The sequence below is a fragment of the Ornithinibacillus scapharcae TW25 genome (genome assembly GCF_000190475.1).
GTDB lineage: Bacteria > Bacillota > Bacilli > Bacillales > Amphibacillaceae > Ornithinibacillus > Ornithinibacillus scapharcae.
On sequence record NZ_AEWH01000052.1, the window covers coordinates 60,760 to 78,255 of the forward strand.

Here is a 17,496-nt window from a genome sequence, read left to right on the forward strand (position 1 = left end):
GTGGCACCTGTAAAAGTTCTTAACGTAAAAAAAGAGGTGAAACTTCCACCCCTTAAATCATCCCTTTTCCTCTCAAGAAAAAGAAATAATAATCTTGTAATATGCAAAGAAATACTCATAATCTGTATTTCTAAGAAGGCGTCAATTGTTTCTTTTTGCATGTTAATTTCTATTAAATTGTATTTTTTCAATTTCTTGAAAAGCCTTGTTTACACAAGTAACAAAAGGTATAAAATAATGGAAGCAACCAAGACGAAAAACATATTATACTATTTTTCATCTTGGTTATTGCTTCATCTCTTAATTTATCAAACTATTACTTTTCAATATAACCCCACTTGTATTGAACTCCACCAAGTCCTGATACATTGATATTCTTCACATAATCTTTAGCAACCCATGCGTTCGTATAGAAGTAAACCGGTGCAATTGGCATAGCATCCATGAAGATTGCTTCCGCTTCTCTAAGGATTTCCTTACGAGCTGCTGGGTCTGTTTCAGTTCTTGATTGTTTTAAAAGTTCTTGGTATTCAGCATCTTCCCAGTTCGTGTAGTTATTACCACCCACAGAATTGAAGATTTCAAGGAAGTTGATCGCATCGTTAAAGTCAGCAAGCCAACCCATACGACCTGTTTGGAAATTACCTGATCCCATTGAATCTAAGTATACATTCCACTCTTCATTATTAAGTGTAACCTCGACACCTAAGTTTTTCACCCACATATCTTGTACTGCCTGCGCAATTACAGCATGTGCTTCACTTGTGTTATAAGAAAGTTCGATCGGAGGTAGTTCCTCTAATCCAAGTTCCTCTAATCCAGCCTCTAAGTATTCTTTTGCCTTTTCAACATCATTATCAGCGAAGTAGCCTTCATTATTTTCTTCCCAAATTGAAGGTGGTACTAAAGCCATTGCAGGTAATTCTTCACGTTGTGTAACGTTTTCTACAATACCTTGACGGTTAATTGCATGTGCAAATGCTTTACGAATATTAGCATTATTAAACGGTTCTACTTCTGTGTTAAATGCATAGTAGTATACACCCGCAAGAGGAGTAATATTTAATGAACCCTCTTGTTTCAATGATGGAATAGCGGCTAATGGTACAGAGTCAGTTGGATCCCCTACCCAGTCAAGCTCTCCAGCATTGAACATTTCCAGTGCAGTATTTTCATCATCTACCATGAACATATTAATTGTTTCAAGTTTTACAGTTTCTGCATCCCAGTAGTCTGCATTTTTCTTCAGTACAACTTTATTTTTATGCTCCCATGTGTCCAGTACGAATGGACCATTTGTTACATAGTCTTCACCCTGGTTTAGTGCCCACTCAGGATTTGCCTCAGCAACAGCTTTGTTCACAGGGTAGTAAGTATAGAAAGCAGTTAGGTCTAAGAAGTACGGAGTAGGTTGTTCAAGTGTAACCTCTAGTGTCTTATCATCTAGAGCTTTCACGCCAACATCATCTAAAGAGCCACCTTCTTCTTTAGCTGCTTGTGCTCCTTTGATTATATATAATTGATACGCATAGTCCGTATCTGCATTTGCTGGGTCTAGTACCCACTTCCATGCAAATTCAAAATCGTGTGCCGTAACGGGGTCACCATTTGACCAAACCGCATCGTCACGAATTGTAAATGTATACGTTAACAAATCATCAGAAACCTCAGGCTCACTAGCTGCCATTGCAGGCTCAACAACGCCCTCTTGATTAATACGCATTAATCCTTCAAATACTTGGTCAAGTACAGCACCTGAAGTAGTATCTGATGCCGTACCAGGGTGTAATGATGGTGGTTCTGTTTTAATGTTTACATTTAATACTTGTTCAGCATCACTAGATTCGCCACCAGCGTTATCTCCTGATCCCTCTGATTGTTCCGATCCTGTATCTTTACCATTAGCTTCTTCATCATCGCCACAAGCAGCTAGAAATAAGCCCATAGCCAGTACAAGAACAAGTAGTAATGACCACTTCTTAAAATTCATGTCTTAAGACCCTCCTATTTAATAATTCTAACAATTCAAGACAGTCAAAATCTTGAGCTTGTTTTTCCATTATACAACCTATCCAAAAAAATTTCACCTAATTTTTTATAATTTTTATTTTATTGTTACTAATTTACTAATTCTAATATACTAGAATTATCTATTTAATCGTATAATCTGAAAATTCTCTTTGATTCTTATTAGTCTGTATTATATAGAAGAAAAAGGTTCTAAGGATACATTACACGAAAGTAATTTTTCCTTAGAACCTTAATTTTTACGTCATTATATTAGCCAAATAAATTCTTAAAAAAGTTTCCGATTGCTTCAAACAACTGCTTAAAAAAGTTCCCGATATTATCCCAGAATCCCTCATCGGCTAATAAATCTTCAATCTTATCTTGAACCTTTGTTGCGATATCATTTAATTGTTCCTTAACTTGACCAAAATCAATATCGAGATTTCTCATCTTATCAAATAAGTCGATTAATAGCTGACGATCTTCTTCACTTAAAGTTATTTCTAGTTTATCAAGTTGCTCTTTCACAATCTTTTCAATATCTTCTATAGATGCTGGATTTTGCTCTGCTATAGCCTGCTTAATTTGTGTAATGAGTTCACTAACCTGTTCAGATGTTAGTCCCGAATCCTTCACTAAATCAGTTGCTAATGTAAGTTCCTCATTTGCAAGCTCCATCCGCTCTTTATCAAGCTCTACCCCTTCAGCATCATATGCCTTGTAAATCCCCGTTAAGGCAGAGTGTCCAGTAACTTTCACAGGGGAAGCGACAATAACGGTTGCATTTTCAACTCCAGCAGTTAATAATGCATTTGCATACATCTCACTAGTTACTTCCGTGATATTTTCTGGTGTTACAATGGAGACATTTAATCCTTTCCCTTCCTCTTCCATTGTAATCTTTGCGGAAGAGAACATTCTTGATTTTGGATTCCCCCCAATATATTTATCTAAGTCCTCACCAGTTACGACGTATTCTTCTACCATGTCCGAATCTTTTACTTCCAATAATTCCTTTGTTTTTGCTTTTTGATCTTCTGTTAAGTTACCTCCATACACAACGATGGGTACACCTAATTTTTCATTTATTGCTTCATTAGCGCTGACTGGCATAACAAAAGCTACTAGTACACTAATAACCAACATGATATACACTGTCAATTTACTTAATCGATTCATTTAGAAGCCCCTTTTCTTCATTTTTCCAGAATACTTGTCTATTAAAATATTAGCTTATTAATTAGATTATAACCAATCTCGTAAAAATAACACTATTTAACTAGATAAAGATAAACACTTTCCATTTATTTCGGTTTCCGTTATATTTTGAGTATCGAAATAATTTTATAGAAAGTAGGTTAGAACAATTTGTAATGACGACTCCTTAGTTAAGCGTAATTTAGTGATTATGTGGTTTGCTAACTTCTTTATAGCCGGAAGTACAACCATGGTTATTCCGTTCCTATCATTATATATAGGATCGTTTGGAAACTATTCCGATGTCTATGTTCAAAATTGGGCTGGATGGGTGTTTCTCGTCACCTTCATTGCAGCTTTTATTTTTTCACCCATATGGGGAAGAGTTGGGGATAAATACGGAAGAAAAAAGCTATTGATCTTCTTTGCACTTGGAATTGGCGTGTCTGTTTTTTTAATGGGATTCGCCACCAACGTTTGGCAATTATTTATCCTACGACTTTTGATGGGCGTATTCACAGGCTTTATCCCGATGTCTCAGGCCCTCATCGCAACACAAACACCAAAAAATGTTGCTGGGAAAGTACTAGGTACACTTCAAACTGGTAGTATAACAGGGTCACTTATGGGACCTCTCCTCGGAGGAGCGCTTGCAGATATATTTGGTTTCTCAACTACATTTAAATGGGTTTCCATAACGATTATTCTTTCTGCACTTATTGTATTATTTGGTGTTCATGAGAGACGGTTTGAGTATGCTACAGACCAAGAACACAAAGCTTATACTCGTAAAGAAGTTCTAATGCATATTGTCAAACACCCTATTCTTCTCGTAGTCATGTTAGTATCTGCCCTTGTGCAAATAGCACATTTCAGTGTTCAGCCAATACTATCTTTATATGTTGGAGAAATTCACGGTACAGCGAATATTGCATTTTTCTCTGGTATCGCCTTTTCAGCAGCTGGTGTGGGAAATCTGCTCATGTCTCGAAAATGGGGAAAACTCGGGGATCAATATGGATACATCAAATTTCTAATCGTTTTATTATTTATGGCTGGTATTGTTTACTTGCCAGGAGCATTTGTTAACTCTATATGGCAGCTTGTTATCGTACGATTCCTTCTAGGAGTATCTATTGGAGGTATCATACCCTTACGTATCGCTTATATCCGACATGAGGCTCCATTATCCATGCAGGGAGAAGTACTAGGCTATAATACTAGTCTAAGATTTTTAGGGAATATCATTGGCCCAGCATTAGGTGGTTTAATTGCTGGTTTTTACGGAATTTCCACTGTCTTCTACTTTACTAGTGGTTTATTAATCCTTAGTGGGGCATTCTTATTACTTGCTTGGTATAAACATGAATATGCAGGAAACAAGGAACATACTTTGTCCTCTTGATAATCTTATAAAAATACTTAAATAATTTGAAAAAATGCTTTTTATTTTTGCTTTACCGTTGTAAACTATTCCTATTGCGTGACTAAAAAGGAAGTGTGCAGCTTGGGGAAAAACACGACAAAAGAATTAACGTTGTTTGCTATTACATGGCCGATATTTATTGAGTTATTACTCCATATGCTTATGGGTAACGCCGACACACTAATGCTAAGCCAGTATTCGGATAATGCTGTAGCCGCTGTTGGGGTTGCTAACCAAATCTTATCAGTTGTCATTGTAATGTTTGGTTTTGTTGCACAGGGTGCAGCAGTTTTAATAGCCCAAAATATCGGTGCAGATAATCAAAAGACAGCTGGTCAAATAGCATTAAATGCTTTAAGCATGAACCTTATTTTTTCAATTATACTTAGTTTAGTTTTATGGTTGTGGGCCGAACCAATCTTGAAGATGATGGATCTACCGAATGAGTTGATGCAAGAAGGTTTAGCATATATGCAAATCGTTGGTGGACTAATCTTTATTCAGGCTCTAATTATGACAATTGGTGCCATTCTTAGAAGTTATGGCCATACAAAAGATACGATGGTTGTAACAATTGGTATGAACATTCTGAATGTGATAGGAAACTACTTCGTAATCTTTGGTCCATTCGGATTTCCAGTTTTAGGAGTCGAAGGGGTTGCATTATCTACCGCTATCAGTAGATTAATTGGATTTATTGCACTCGTATTTTTACTCATAAAACGAAGTGAAGGAGAACTAGTATTTAAGAATCTCGTTTCATTTAATACGGACCATATAAAGAGTTTATTAAAGATTGGTATTCCATCTGCTGGTGAACAATTATCCTATAACGCCAGCCAAATGGTCATCACCTATTTTGTCGCTCAGCTCGGAACCGTAGCGATTACAACGAAAGTTTACACACAGAATATTATGATGTTTATCTTCCTATTTTCTGTTGCAATCGGGCAAGGGACTCAAATTTTAATTGGGCATATGATTGGTGCTGGAAAAATTGAAGATGCCTATGAACGCGCATTAAAGAGCTTGAAGATATCTATCCTATTATCCTTATCAACTGCAGGCATAGTCTATCTAGCAGCTAAACCGTTTTTAGGTATATTTACCGACAACCCATCAATTATTGAAGCTGGAACATTCCTATTATTATTAACCATTGTTCTAGAACCAGGACGCGCATTTAACCTAGTCATGATTAGCTCATTACGTGCAGCTGGTGATGTGAAATTCCCAGTTTATATTGGTATCATGGTTATGTGGGGTGTAAGTGTTACGTTTAGTTGGTTCTTTGGTATTTTCCTAGAACTAGGCTTAATTGGAATCTGGATTGGATTTATCGCAGACGAATGGTTACGAGGAGTTCTCATGTTAAGACGCTGGAAACAACGTAATTGGGTCTCCATGAGTTTTGTTCAAAAGAAAGAAGAAAAGTTAGAAGCATGAATATTGAACTAGCTAACTGGCAATGATATCATTCAATCATTCCCTATTCTTTATGGAAAGAAAGTGATATTAGATGGGTATCGTCGTGGTGGAAGTATGTGACGGTAATACAATCACTACTATAGATATAGAAGCGATTCTAGAAGAGGAATTCCCTGAAGTCGCTGTCTTAACAAGTGACTGTCTGTCTTTTTGCGGGTTGTGTAGAGTAAAGCCTTATGCAATTGTAAATAACAGACGGATTTTCGGAAAGTCTCCCGAAGAATGCTTGGATAAAATCCGAGAAGCAATAAGAGAAGAACTAGCTATTTACCAATAAGCTAGTTCTTCTTTTTTTCGACATAAATATTGCCTAGGAAATAATTTTGTCGGGAAATGCGATTGGGGGAGGTACAAAGGTCGTGCATACATGTGAAATTCACGACAATAACGCTTCGTATCATGACTTTTCACATTCTCTCGTTACTCGTATTTTATCGAGTCAGTTTTCGATATTGCGCGTAGATCATATTATTTATCGCGGAACTCTATGCTTTTCCTTCGTACTGTCTTCTCCCCATAGTCACTACCACTTCCAAATATTAAGTGGCACGATAATATTATCGTGCCACCACTTTTAAACATCTTCTTTATAAACTTGCTCTAAATATCTCTACAGAGTCAGCTTTATTTAATTTCTTAAAGTTCCCATATTCCGGTCTTGCTACTACGGTTTTTTCAGCCATTAATTCTACCGAACTTTCATCTATCCCGTAATCTGCTAGTTTAGACGGTGCACCAATGCTGTTCCAAAACTCACGAAGTTTTTCAATTCCCTCTAGAGCAACTTCACGATCCGTTTTCCCTTCTGTTTTCACACCAAATACACGTACAGCAAGTTGTGTAAATCGGGATACATTTTGATCATCTAGTACATGTTTCATCCAATTTGGGAACAGGATAGCGAGTCCCCCACCATGTGGTATATCATGAACAGCACTAACAGCATGCTCTAGGTTATGTGTAGCCCAGTCACCTTGATAGCCCATGTTTAACATATTATTTAATGCTAAGGTTCCACATAACATGATTGTCTCTCTCAATTCATAATTCTCCAGGTCATCTAAAAGCTTAGGAGCTGTTTCCATAACAGTAATCAAGACTGATTCACAAAAACGGTCCTGAACTGGAGTGTTAGAAGTCTGATGGAAGTAGTGCTCCAGTACATGAGACATCATATCAACAATTCCGTATATTGTTTGGTCCTTCGGCACTGTGAAAGTATGTACCGGATCTAATATAGAGAACTTAGGGTATGTATACGGAGCTGCACCCCAGCCGTGTTTTTCATTTGTCTCCCAGTTTGTGATAACCGATCCACTGTTCATTTCAGAACCTGTTGCAGAAAGAGTCAGCACCGTTCCAAATGGAAGTGCTTCTGTTGCGGTTACTTTTTTCGTAACGATATCCCACATATCGACATCGGTTTTAGCTCCGACAGCTATTGCTTTCGTACAATCAATTGTACTACCGCCACCAACCGCAAGAAGAAAGTCTATTCCTTCTGTTTTACATATCTCTACTCCCTTTCGAACGGTTGAGATTCTGGGATTTGGTTCCACTCCAGATAGTTCAAAAATTTCCGCATCTATTTCCTTTAATTTCGCTTTAACATTGTCATAGATGCCGTTACGTTTAATGCTACCTCCGCCATAAATCATCAATACCTTTGTCCCATATTGCTTCACTTCTTCTGGAAGAGCATCTAATTGACCTTTACCGAAAATCAATTTTGTTGGATTAAAGTATGTAAAATTATTCATATGTTTGCCTCCCTATTCTTTTACAACAATTGCATCAATTTCTACTAGAACATCTTTGGGTAATCGACTAACCTCGATAGTCGCTCGTGCGGGGTAAGGTTTCGTTAAATAGCCCCCGTATATCTCATTAATCGTTGCGAAATCATCCATAGAAGATAAATAGATAGTAAATTTAGCTACCTGACTGAAATCGGCACCTGCCTGATCGATAATATGCTTTAAGTTTTCCATTACCTGCTTCGTTTGTGCTTCTATTCCAGTTACTACTTCACCTGTTTCAGGATTAATCCCGATTTGGCCTGAAACAAATAGTAAATTTCCTACTTCAATTGCTTGTGAGTATGGACCGATTGCTGCTGGTGCTTTTTCTGTAAACACTTCTTTTACCATGAAAAATTCCTCCTTCTATAATGTTTCTTAATAAATCATACCTTTATTATACCCGGATATACAATTATTGAGGCTCTTCCAATCGTTCTGCATAACCCATAACAGATTGAACATAGTAGATATCGCCATAACACGCATTATACTGCTTTGCTTCTTTTCTCAAACAACTATAAATTGACTGATCTGGTGCATTTTCATACATTTCTCTAGAAAATGCTATTGCCGTTTCAAGAGAATACTGTCCGCTATGCGTCTTTACGTATGAAATAAACCCTTTTCCAAAGTTATAAGATTGAATTGCCAACTCGATATCATAATCCGAAGCTTTTAACGTTTCGGCGAAATAAGAAACCCCTTGTTTGATAGAGAGCTCTGGATTATCGATACAACCTATACTTCCACACAAGCTTTCTGATGCCTGCATCGGATCATTCCCTCTACCACCCGATTCTTGCATCATGATTGCAAGTAAGATATCCACATACCCTGCAATCTCATTTTCCTCTGCATATTTCTCCACGAGTGGTTGATATTGTAATACAGATTCGCTCCAATCCTGTTCCTCTGTTGGCGACGCTACGTATGAGATTACGACAAATAAGATGATTAAACCAAATACGACATATAATGCTTGTTTCCAAGCTTGTCTTGTTTGTTTTTTCATACCAATTCACTCTTTAACAAGTTATCCACAGAACTCACAAGAATTTTGTCAACATATTGTATTCATTGTCAAAAACAAATACTGAATATTGAGGTTATCCTCAAACAATCCACAATCTGTGTATAACTATTCATTTTTTTGTTGTCTAAATAATACCTTTTCGCGCCATTTGCCAAATTTGAAGTATGCAAATGCAAAAACACTGCTGATGATGAAGCTTACTCCCATACCAATCGCAATTCCCATGTCCCCAAACAAACTCGAGAATAGGAATGTTAATGGGTATCGAAGTACCCAAAACGATATGACATTTAAGATTAAAACCGCATACATCGCTCCTGCCGCCCGTACTACTCCATTTAAAATAAAGTTAATCCCCAAGAATGGGTAACATAAAGCGATAATTCGTAAGTAAGTTGCCCCAAACTCAACTGCTTCTTCCTCTTGAATAAATAAGCGGACTGCATGCTCTGCAAATAACACGACTAGAAGTCCAATCAGTGTCATAACAGCAAAATTATAGAGAACTCCATATTTCGCAATTTTGCCTACTCGCTCCCAATTTTTAATACCAATGTTCTGACCAGCCATACTTCCAACAGCTGTAGCAAGTGCATGTGCAGGTATCATGATGATGCTATCTAAACGTTGGGCTGCACCATATCCTCCAACAACTAAAGGACCAAACGATGTAACAACACTCATGATGGCTGCAGAACCCGCTGAAATCACTGACATTTGTAAACCAGAAGGAATTCCTAAATGAAGAATTAATCTAATCTCCTGCCAACTCGGTAATGTAGGAATTGTAAATGGTGCTAGCTTTTTTCTTAATACATAGACAATCCCATAAACAAAGGCAAAGCCTTGAGAAATAATGGTTGCATATGCTGCACCTTCTACTCCCATATCAAAAGTTGAGATGAAGATGGGGTCCAAGACCAAGTTTAACAGCACCGCGATTGTTACGAATCGAAGAGGTGTTTTGCTATCCCCTAATGATCGCAGCACTGTACTTATGAAGTTATAGCCAAATAGAAATAGCATCCCTAAAAAATTGATCTGTAGATAAGATGTGGATAAGTGGAGTATTTCCTCTGGTGTTCCTAGCAGGCGAAGAAAACTTTCTGCAAATATAAAACCTATTAACCCTAAGCTTATGGCCATAACGGAAAGGAGAACGACAAAAGCATTTAAATACCTTTTCAACCCATCCTTATTCTTCTGACCCTTTTGCTGAGAAAGAATTGTCAAGGCTGCATTATTAAGCCCGATAATAAATGATAGCACAGTAAATATGATGGTTCCTGAAACTGCTACAGCACCTAATGCATCTGCCCCAAGAAGGTTTCCAACCCATAGGCTATCGACTAATTGATATGATGTTTGAAGTAAATTCGCAAGCATGATCGGTCCGGAGAAAACCATTAAATGCCGCCATATATTCCCTTGCGTAAAGTCATGCTGACTCCTCATGAAAAAGACACCCTTCGTAGAATATAATATTTCTGTCATTATTTTAACACGAAAGGTAGAAAAATTCGCATTCCTTAATCGTAGGGCATTTCTTACAAAACAAATAAAAAAGGGTAGGCCTCCAATTTTTGAAAGCCCACTCCTTATTTATTATGCCCCTTCTACCTGAACCTTTTTCCCTTCATTTTTACCTTTTTTAATGAAAAACTGATAGGTAATCATCAATACAAACATGACTAAACCAATCATATCGGAGTATCCCTCTGGATACATGAGTAACAGTCCCGTGATAACCGATAGTACTCGTTCAAATTTATTTAACCCTTTATACCAATATCCTATTAAGCCCGCACTTACTGCTATCATCCCTGTAAACGCTGTGATTAATATCCAAATAATATTTAACCACGTTGCATCAATCATTAACATTTGCGGATTCAGTACGAACATATACGGGATAATAAATGCTGCTATGGCGAGCTTAGAGGCATTAATACCCGTTTTAATTGGTTCTCCACCGGAGATTCCCGAAGCAGCAAAGGCAGCTAGAGCAACTGGTGGCGTAATATCTGCTACAATACCAAAGTAAAATACAAACATATGAGCAGCTAATACCGGTATCGCAACATCCAACTGTGAGTTCAATGCTAAAATCGCCGGTAATGCGATGGTTGATGTAATGATATAATTAGCGGTTGTTGGTGAACCCATTCCTAAGATGATAGAAGCAATCATCGTAAAGAATAAAGTTAACAACAACTGAACATTAATAGAATCTGTTAATGCACCAGCGATATCTACTAATCCATTTCCAAGCTTAAGTCCTAATCCAGTCTTCGTTACAACCCCAACAATGATACCCGCACACGCAGTTGCTGCCGCTACACCTAATGCTGTTTTGGCACCTGATGTTAACGCGTCAACAAACTTTCTTGGAGTAATCCTTGTTTCTTTTAAGAATAAGCTTACAATAATCGCAGATAAGATACCAAGAAGTGCTGTTCTTTCGATACTATACCCTAAGAATAATAGGATAATAATAACAAATATAGGAATTAATAGATGAATCTTTTTTAATACTTCCTTTTTAGAAGGAATCTCTTCCTTTGGTAGACCATGTAATCCAGTCTTTTTCGCCTCTAAATGCGTCATAATCCAAATTCCGGAAAAATACAAGATTGCTGGAATGATAGCAGCTTTTGCGATTTCCCAATATGGTACACCCGCAAATTCAATCATTAAGAATGCAGCAGCCCCCATAATCGGTGGCATTATTTGACCACCGGTTGATGCAGCTGCTTCTACCGCACCAGCGAATTCTTTTTTATATCCTAATCGTTTCATTAAGGGAATGGTGTACGCACCAGTTGTTACTGTATTCGCAACCGAACTTCCAGATATCGTTCCATTTAAAGCACTAGAGAAAATTGCTACTTTTGCAGGTCCACCAGTTCTTCTACCTGCAATTGCAATTGCTAGATCATTAAAGTATGTTCCGACACCTGTTTTTACCAAGAAGGCACCGAATAATAGAAATAGGAAAATAAAGGTTGATGATACCTTTAGTGGTGTACCTAAAATACCTTCTGTTGTAAAGAACATCGAATTTGCTAATTGGTTAAGACTCAATCCTCTATGCGCTAGCATCCCCGGCATATACTGTCCAAACAAAGCATAAAGTAATGCCAAACCAGCTATGATTGTAATTGGTAATCCTACCGCACGTCTAGTTGCCTCTAAAACTAGTAGAATGGCAAGTATACCGATGACAACTTGAATCGTGCTTAACGCACCAATCTCTTGCACTATGGAGTCATAGAATACTGGCCAATATAAACAAACTACTAATGCTAATAGTGCTAGCCCGTAATCATACCAGGCAATTTTATTTCTATTATTGCCTCCCTTTTTTCTAGCAGGGAACAAAAGGAAAATTAATACTAAGGCAAATCCTAAGTGGATGGTACGTTGTAAATATGCCGTCAAAACTCCAAATGCACCTGTATAAAGCTGAAATACTGAGAAGGCAATTAAAAGAACAAATACAATAATCGCCGCAATTCCAGTGACATTACGATGATTAGATTCCACATCATATTTCTGCATTAATGCCTCTTGTTCTTCTAGTGATAGCTGCTCAGTTCTTTTATTTTCACTCATGAATCTTCACTCCTTTCAATAATTGCCATAGAGAGAGTTTATCCATCTTGATTGTTAAGCGAGCGCCTGGTTCAAAGTAATCCTTAAACCAGACCATATACTCATTATGGCCTCCCCAAATTAAACGATGTCTAGGGACCACCTTACCATTCCTCAAATTGATATACGGGAAGACCCGGTTCATATTTTTGATATGTTTTTTTCCATCTTTGATTACTAGATTTTCACCTTCCAAAGCATCGGAAGGCATTCCGATTCCATACTCTTCAAAGACTATTTCAGTTTGTCTAATGGATCCATCCGATAAGATATCATATACTTCGACTACGTCGGTTAGGTGAATAGAATGTGTAAATATAATTTGAAATGAGTTTCCTTCTTGCATAGGAAGGTAAGCCTCTATATGATTAGTATTTTGTTTATAAAATACTAAGGCCGTTCGGAAAGGAAAAAACAGTACGATTGATAGGGTTAATAATAAGAGAGAAACAATTGTGTATCGTTTCGATAAGGACTTCAGCAAAAAATCACAACCTAGAAATGGATAAGCCGGCTATATAGCCTGTAAGGCAGTAAGCCGGCGTTTTCCACCATACTCTATTCTATATTCACGTAGTAAATTATTCTAATAAACCTTGTTCTTTGAAATATTTTTCTGCTCCTGGATGTAAGTCAATTCCTATACCGTCAAGAGCTTTTTCTTTTGAAATTAGTTTACCCTTTGCATGTGAAATGTCACCAGTATTTTCATAGATTGCTTTTGTCATTTCATAGACATCATCTTCCGATAGACTATCAGTAACCGCTAACATTGCAAGTACAGCAACTGTTGTTACATCTTCATCAATACCAGTATAAGTACCCGCAGTGATTGTATCAGCTGCATAATAAGGGAATTCCGCTATAAGTGCATCTATTTTATCTTGAGCAATTGGAACAATCGTAATATCAGTTGTTGCACTTAGTCCTTCCACACTACCAGTTGGAGTCCCAGCAGTGATGAATGCAGCGTCAATATTACCATCTTGAATTCCACCAGTGGATTCATCAAAGTCTAAGTTTTGAGCTTGAATATCAGCTTCAATATCCAGTCCATGTGCTTCTAAGATTTGTTGTGCATTTACATACGTACCAGAACCTGGCGCTCCTACAGATACCTTTTTACCTGCAAGGTCCTCAACAGAGGTAATACCAGAATCAACTGACGTAACAATTTGAATAGTTTCCGGATATAAAGAACCGATTGCTAATACATTATCTACAGGCTCTTTGAAAGAATTAATTCCTTCTACAGCATTTGCCATAACATCGGTTTGCGTGAATGCAATATCAGCTTCATCAGCTGCAAGATCAGCAATATTGTCTGCAGAGGCGTTAGAAGCAGACGCAGAAACTTCCATTTCTGTGTTATCTGAAATAATAGTGGCTAATTCCCCACCTAATGGGTAGTAAGTACCACCGGTACCACCAGTTAGCATTGTTAATTGCTTCCCTCCGCCACAAGCTGCTAGTGCTAATGAAAGTACTAGAAGGATTGCGGATGTAAGAAATAACTTTTTCTTTTTCATTATAATCTCCCCTTTTTATAGATTCCTAGATTTAATTCTACTGAAAGTTGCCCATTATTGTCAAACTATTGTTTAAACTGAAAGCGCTACACACCCTGTAATCCCTGGTATTGCAGGGATTTATCGTGAATATTAATTTTATTACAAATAATCAAAATAATGTGATATTATAAGATTAAATCTTGAATCATATTAAAGGAGGAGATATTATGATGCAGGTACCATTATCGGTTGGTTCCCTCTTGGAACACGCTGAAAAGTTTTTTCCAAAGAAAGAAATAATCTCACAGACTCATGACATTCTTCATAGGTTGAATTACAAGGAAATAGGACAACGCACGAGAAGGCTCATGAGTGCCATGGATGAACTCGGCATCAGAAATGGAGACCGGGTTGGAACACTTGCTTGGAACCATCACCGTCATTTAGAAATTTACTTTGCCGCTCCAGGTATGGGTTCTGTTCTACATACGATTAATATTCGACTGTCACCAGAAGATATTATTTATATCATCAATCATGCAGAAGACAAGATACTATTTATTGATGAAGATATCCTACCTCTAATCGAACATATTCACACACATTTAACCACCGTAGAAGCTTTTGTTGTAATGACAGATAAGGCTGAACTTCCCGAAACAACCATTCAACCACTCTACTCTTACGAAGAATTGCTCTCAGCAGGTGACCCAGCTTATGAGTTCGCGAAAGATATTGATGAAAATCAACCCGCGGGGATGTGTTATACATCTGCAACTACAGGCAAACCGAAGGGGGTTGTCTATACACATCGTGCGATTGTACTACACAGCTTTGCCCTCGGACTAGCTGATACAGCTGCTATTTCTGAATCTGACGTATCCATGCCAGTTGTACCACAATTTCATGTAAATGCATGGGGAACACCATTTGCATGCACTTGGTTTGGATCGACACAAGTTATGCCAGGGCCGCGTTTCACACCGAAGCGCTTAGCAGAATTTATTGAAAAGTTTAACGTAACCATTACCGCCGGAGTACCGACCATCTGGCTTGGACTGTTACGTGAATTAGACCAAGGAAATTATGATACATCTAGTTTAAGAGCGGTATTATGTGGCGGTTCTGCTGCACCATTAGGACTCATTAAAGCATTTGAAGAAAAATATAATATTCCATTTTATCATGCATATGGCGCAACCGAAACAACACCATTAGCAACTATTTCACGATTAAAGAGCTATCAACAGGATTTATCTAAAGAAGAAAGGTTCCAAGAACGGTCACGACAAGGTATTCTTGTACCCGGACTACAGATGAAGGTCGTTGGTGAAAAAGGAGAAGTAGAATGGAATGGCAAAGAAATGGGGGAATTATTACTAAAAGGTCCTTGGATTGCAGATGAGTACTATAGGGATACTCGTAGTAATGACGCTTTTATAGATGGATGGTTTCATACAGGTGATGTTGTCACAGTTGATGAAGAAGGTACAATAAAAATTGTAGATCGGACTAAGGACTTAATTAAAAGTGGTGGTGAATGGATCTCATCCGTCGAAATTGAAAACGCTATCATGGCGCATGATGCAGTTTTTGAAGCGTGTGTCGTAGCAATTCCGGATGACAAATGGCAAGAAAGACCAATTGCTTGTGTTGTATTACACGAAGGGATTGATACAACCATTACAAAAGAGACTATCTTAGAGTTTCTCTCCCCTCAATTTCCAAAGTGGTGGTTACCAGACGATATCCTATTCTTTGAAGATATTCCAAAATCTTCTGTTGGTAAGTTTTTAAAAAGAGAACTACGCGAACAAGTGAAAGCAAGGTATAGTCCACAGGAATAGAATATGCTGGCAGGAGTTGTGTTCAGCCCCAATTCCTGCTGGAAAGTTACCATAGCGCTTAAAATCATACAGTAACTTGACAATATTAAGAAAATTCATTAGACTGAGATAAATTTAACGTTGCCGTAATCGGTCGTTAAATATACATAAACTCTACTATTAATTATCGGAATTTTCCATAATTTATTTTATACATTGTTATTATAGGGGGGATATCGGTGAAAATCAAAATTGCCGTCTTTGGCAGGGATACCTTAGTCGAGCGATTTGAGCGATACATGAGACATCACCATGACATTGAGACAATTCCATTCATTTATCATAAAGCAAGTGAGGTAAATGAATTGATTGATAAAGCATTTATGTGTGATGTCTATTTATTTTTAGAGAGCCTATCTTATTTACATGCAAAAAGTAAAATCAAGAAAAAGCGTCTGCCTATTGTTCAGGTTGCGGTTGATGAATATATGATCCTAACTTCCTTTTACCATCTAAAGAATAAACATCAGAAACAATTAGATCGTCTATCCATCGATGCTCTAGACGATAACCATGTAAGTGAGGTTCTTGCGGAATTAGGCTTATCTGGTGACTGTATTTATACATACAGCTATAAGTCTGATAATGAAATCGATATAGAGAGGATAACAGCATATCATTATCAGTTATGGAATGAGGGGAAGATAGATTATGTCTTAACTTCATTACATGAAGTGGAGCGTAGCCTCATTACGAAAGGAGTTCCGACCTATAAAATGGTAACTCCAAAACGAAATCTAGACAAAGCTATTGAAGAATGTAGGTCTATTGCCGTTCTAAACATGAGTAAAAGTGCACAAATTGTTGCTGGATATGTTCGAATCAAGGATTTTGATGAACTACAGGCAAAAGAAGGCGAGAACAATACAAAGGAATTACAGACTAAGCTATACCAGATTTTACTTAAGTTCGGTCATAAAACCTACGCTTCCGTTTTAACAAATAATGAGAATCAATATGTTATTTTTGGTACAAGGGGAGTATTAGATCACATTACAAATCATTATAGAGACTTCCCTCTTATCAAGGAAATAGAAAATGCTTTGGAAAGCCCAATTGATATCGGATTTGGTTTAGGATTAACCGCTAAGCAAGCTGAAGATCATGCAAAACTTGCTTTAGATGCTTGTCAGCAGAATGATTATAGTAGTTGCTATATTGTAAATGATCGTCAGGAAACGATTGGTCCATTAGGTGTTAAAAAGCATTTCGATACATCTCGTCTATACCAAGCCCTTATTCACAAAGCAAAGTTAAATAATGAATTATCATACAACTTCATTGATTTTGTGCAGCTAAGAAATAATGAGCCCTTTTCATCAAACGATATCGCCAATTATTATCGGGTTACCAAAAGAAGTGCCGAGCGTACGGTCAATAAATTATTAACTGGTAATGTTATTAAAGTAGTTGGTGAAGAAAAACCTTATGTAAAAGGAAGACCGCGAAAGCTGTTTCAAATTAATATCTAATAAAGTTCAGAGTCATA

General features: G+C 37.4%; 14 protein-coding genes. 5 read left to right on the plus strand and 9 right to left on the minus strand.

The window, feature by feature from the left end:
- Window positions 1–316 precede the first annotated feature (316 nt).
- Both G5W_RS0114300 and G5W_RS0114305 read right to left on the minus strand, forming a co-directional pair.
- On the minus strand, window positions 317–1,990 hold the full coding sequence (locus tag G5W_RS0114300) for a peptide ABC transporter substrate-binding protein (protein ID WP_010097706.1): 1,674 nt from the start codon (window positions 1,988–1,990) through the stop codon (window positions 317–319).
- 290 nt (window positions 1,991–2,280) lie between these two features.
- The gene (locus G5W_RS0114305; RefSeq protein ID WP_010097708.1) at window positions 2,281–3,189 is read right to left on the minus strand and encodes a DUF1002 domain-containing protein; all 909 of its coding nucleotides are present in this window, start codon (window positions 3,187–3,189) and stop codon (window positions 2,281–2,283) included.
- A gap of 229 nt (window positions 3,190–3,418) precedes the next feature.
- On the opposite strand from G5W_RS0114305, the gene G5W_RS0114310 reads away from it, so the two are divergent.
- From G5W_RS0114310 to G5W_RS0114320, 3 genes are all read left to right on the plus strand, one after another.
- Window positions 3,419–4,612 carry an MFS transporter gene (locus G5W_RS0114310; RefSeq protein ID WP_033445705.1) on the plus strand — a complete coding sequence of 398 codons (1,194 nt, stop codon included), beginning with the start codon at window positions 3,419–3,421 and terminating at the stop codon, window positions 4,610–4,612.
- 102 nt (window positions 4,613–4,714) lie between these two features.
- Complete coding sequence (locus G5W_RS0114315; protein WP_010097712.1) at window positions 4,715–6,079, plus strand: MATE family efflux transporter; 1,365 nt, start codon at window positions 4,715–4,717, stop codon at window positions 6,077–6,079.
- A 73-nt stretch (window positions 6,080–6,152) separates the two neighbouring features.
- Window positions 6,153–6,398, plus strand: coding sequence for a YuzB family protein (locus G5W_RS0114320; RefSeq protein ID WP_010097714.1), 246 nt, complete (start codon window positions 6,153–6,155; stop codon window positions 6,396–6,398).
- A 310-nt stretch (window positions 6,399–6,708) separates the two neighbouring features.
- On the opposite strand, the gene G5W_RS0114325 is transcribed toward G5W_RS0114320, so the two are convergent.
- The 7 genes from G5W_RS0114325 to G5W_RS0114355 form a co-directional block, all read right to left on the minus strand.
- Window positions 6,709–7,881, minus strand: coding sequence for an iron-containing alcohol dehydrogenase (locus G5W_RS0114325; protein WP_010097716.1), 1,173 nt, complete (start codon window positions 7,879–7,881; stop codon window positions 6,709–6,711).
- A 12-nt stretch (window positions 7,882–7,893) separates the two neighbouring features.
- Entirely contained in the window at window positions 7,894–8,271 is a 378-nt protein-coding gene (locus G5W_RS0114330) for a RidA family protein (RefSeq protein ID WP_010097718.1), read from the minus strand.
- 64 nt (window positions 8,272–8,335) lie between these two features.
- Complete coding sequence (locus G5W_RS0114335) at window positions 8,336–8,935, minus strand: lysozyme family protein (protein ID WP_010097719.1); 600 nt, start codon at window positions 8,933–8,935, stop codon at window positions 8,336–8,338.
- A gap of 126 nt (window positions 8,936–9,061) precedes the next feature.
- Entirely contained in the window at window positions 9,062–10,411 is a 1,350-nt protein-coding gene (locus G5W_RS0114340; protein ID WP_010097721.1) for an MATE family efflux transporter, read from the minus strand.
- Window positions 10,412–10,561: 150 nt separating this feature from the next.
- Window positions 10,562–12,571 carry a TRAP transporter permease gene (locus G5W_RS0114345; RefSeq protein ID WP_010097723.1) on the minus strand — a complete coding sequence of 670 codons (2,010 nt, stop codon included), beginning with the start codon at window positions 12,569–12,571 and terminating at the stop codon, window positions 10,562–10,564.
- Window positions 12,564–12,956, minus strand: a complete 393-nt coding sequence (locus G5W_RS0114350; protein ID WP_010097724.1) for a DUF1850 domain-containing protein — start codon at window positions 12,954–12,956, stop codon at window positions 12,564–12,566. The genes G5W_RS0114345 and G5W_RS0114350 overlap by 8 nt, the downstream gene beginning before the upstream one ends.
- A 235-nt stretch (window positions 12,957–13,191) precedes the next feature.
- Window positions 13,192–14,139: a TAXI family TRAP transporter solute-binding subunit gene (locus tag G5W_RS0114355; protein WP_010097726.1), complete on the minus strand. Its 948-nt coding sequence runs from the start codon at window positions 14,137–14,139 to the stop codon at window positions 13,192–13,194.
- Between the two features lie 209 nt (window positions 14,140–14,348).
- Between G5W_RS0114355 and G5W_RS0114360 the strand changes: the two genes are divergently transcribed.
- Window positions 14,349–15,968, plus strand: a complete 1,620-nt coding sequence (locus tag G5W_RS0114360) for a long-chain fatty acid--CoA ligase (protein WP_010097727.1) — start codon at window positions 14,349–14,351, stop codon at window positions 15,966–15,968.
- Between the two features lie 218 nt (window positions 15,969–16,186).
- Window positions 16,187–17,479: a hypothetical protein gene (locus G5W_RS0114365; RefSeq protein WP_010097728.1), complete on the plus strand. Its 1,293-nt coding sequence runs from the start codon at window positions 16,187–16,189 to the stop codon at window positions 17,477–17,479.
- The last annotated feature ends 17 nt before the right edge of the window (window positions 17,480–17,496 follow it).